At 58.8% G+C, this 2375-nt stretch carries 2 protein-coding genes and 1 pseudogene; 1 reads left to right on the top strand and 2 read right to left on the bottom strand.

The features are described from left to right. Together AC0L3D_RS36405 and aepX are read right to left on the bottom strand one after the other, a co-directional pair. Nucleotides 1–161, bottom strand: a pseudogene (locus AC0L3D_RS36405) (aspartate aminotransferase); the annotation flags it as partial. 43 nt (nucleotides 162–204) lie between these two features. Beyond that, a complete protein-coding gene (aepX, locus tag AC0L3D_RS36400; RefSeq protein WP_473505366.1) occupies nucleotides 205–1167 on the bottom strand; it encodes a phosphoenolpyruvate mutase in 963 nt (320 codons plus the stop codon). An 855-nt stretch (nucleotides 1168–2022) separates the two neighbouring features. Between aepX and AC0L3D_RS36395 the strand changes: the two genes are divergently transcribed. Next, the gene (locus AC0L3D_RS36395) at nucleotides 2023–2337 is read left to right on the top strand and encodes a hypothetical protein (protein ID WP_473647499.1); all 315 of its coding nucleotides are present in this window, start codon (nucleotides 2023–2025) and stop codon (nucleotides 2335–2337) included. Nucleotides 2338–2375: the final 38 nt, after the last annotated feature.

The following is a 2375-nucleotide window of genomic DNA, read 5'->3' as shown; positions in this document are numbered from 1 at the left end:
GCCTCGATCGCTCCGTCCCGGATCGTCGGTGCCAGATCGCTCCAGATCTCGCCGGCCGTGAGATCAACAATCTCCATTCCGGCATCAGTCGCAGCCTTCGCCGCGGCGCGGGCGGCCGCGGTCCCCGACGATTTGAACAAGTTTGTCCGTTGCGCCAACATGCGCATCTCCATCCATGCTTTTCGACGGAACCGCTTGCCGCGGCTATGCTTGGCAGTCCACTGCACGCGGAAAGTATTTCTCTTCTGCCGCTGAGAGCTCGCCGTAGTTCATCAGTTCGAACAGCTCGTCGAGCGTGGCGACTTCACCTTCGATACCGGCAATGCTCTCTTGCTGGATGATGCGGTCGCACACCTGACGCATCGCGGCGATCGCAGCGCGCAAATTGTGGTTTGCCCAGATCACCGTCGAGATACGTGCGGCGCGATACTCGGCGACCGGCGTGCGGTAGTATTTCGTCGGCACGATCACAACAGGAAGGCGGTTCTGCCAAGCTCGCGCGAAGGTGAAGATCTCTTCCGCGTCGGACTTGCGGGAGTGGATCAAGATTGCATCAGCGCCGGCGTCCGCATAGGCGTGCGCTCGTGCAAGCGCCTCGTGCTGGCAATATCCGGCGATCAGCGCTTCGGTTCGAGCGACGAGAATGAACTCTGGATCCGGAACCAGGTCCTTGACGGCCTTCAGGCGACCGCAGAACTCGCCGATGTCCGCCAGCGGATGGCGGTCGCCGAAGAAGGAGTTCATCTTCGGGAACGCGGCGTCTTCGAGACAAACGCCGCTCGCGCCGTGCTGCTGCAGCTTGCGAGCGACCAGACGGGCGTTGTTGAAATTGCCGAATCCGCTGTCTCCGTCGACGAGGATTGGAATTTCCGCTGCGTCGGCAATCCGTTCCACGACGTCGACCACCTGGGTCCAAGAGGCCTCATTCGCATCGCGGTAGCCGAGGCTGGAGGAGATCGAGAGGCCGGACGCCCAAAGCGCCTTGAAACCGGCCCGCTGCGCGATCGCCGCGGAGAGCGCGTCATGGGCTTCCATAAGGAATGACGGTCCGTCACGGATGCAAATGAGGTCACGAAGCGTAGATATACCTTCGCTTGCATTGCCGCCCGGATTCCGCAGGTGATGCCCGTTTTCCGATAGTATGCGCACCCGACGCAGAAATGACATGCCGCTTTCTTCCCTTCATTCCATCGATCGCGATATCAACCACGACATGAAATCGCTCGGCAGCTTCTGCCGCCTTTCTAGCTAGGAGGAAGTTTCAAAAGTCGTGCCAACTGCGCAGGAAAAGCCTCAGAAAAAGCGTTTTCGATATTATTCAATGACTTGAGTGATGGTGGGAGCGGGAGCCAAGCCGAACAGCCCGTGTCGCTCACCCGACAAACCCGGCAGTAGTGTCGGTTGCAACCGTCTTCCCAGGAATGGCGGGCAGAATTCCTCCGCGACGAGCGGAATTCACGCGTCATTCGGCTGCTATCCGCGCTGTCCGGATGTCCGATGTCGTGGGCTTCTTCAAAATTCGCTGTGAGTCAGTCCGGTTGCAGCGACTGCGTGGTGCCCCCTGAGTAGATGCTATGGGCCGAGCGGCGAGGGTGTGGCATCTTTCGGCGCTGTCAGAACCAACTCTTCAGAAGGAGGCGCCCCATGTCCCAGCCCCTAACTGAAATGTGGAATACTCCATATGCTGCCGTTGAAGTTCCGGGCGGAAGGAAGATCCCCTCCCGGAACATGAAAGGCGTTCTACCGCATTGCTTCTCGCGTCTCGGCAGCCTGGTGCGCTACCTGCTGATTGGGGGAAGCGACGGATGTGGCCGCAGTGGCTCCCTTCGATGAGATGATGGGGGGGTCGGCGGTTCTGTTGTCAGACGTCGGATTCATCCCCAGCTTCCGCATGAAGGTACCCGCCCCTAGACGGGCGACGTATTTGGTGATCACCGCGTTTAGCGCAGTTTCATCCGCCATTCTCGTTAGCCAAGCCATGGGCGTTCAACTGACACCACGTCCTGCAGAGGAGGATTTGCTATGAACGAAGTTGCAGCTCGGTCAGCATGGGGTGATTTCTCTCTCAGCGCCGCTGACTATAGTCAGAACCCACCCTATTCGCATGTTGTGCTTTCGTCTCTCATCAACACAATACGCGGTCAGTTCGGCACCGTGAAGATTGTTGAGCTCGGCGCAGGGACTGGGAATTTGCTAAGATCCTTCGCTGACCAGGATATCCGCGGATTCGCAGTCGAGCCGAACAAGGAAATGCGAGCGGTTGCGCACTCTCTGGCGCCCGATGACACGCGGTTCGAATGGCGTTGGTGCACGGATCTTTTATTGGTGTGGGTTTAGGCAAGCGGTAACCGCAATAGCCTTTGTAGCGTAGCCAT

This window comes from Mesorhizobium sp. WSM4837, from assembly GCF_055811435.1.
The sequence above is the reverse complement of the archived record's forward strand: the minus strand, read 5'-3'. Positions and strand labels throughout refer to the sequence as shown.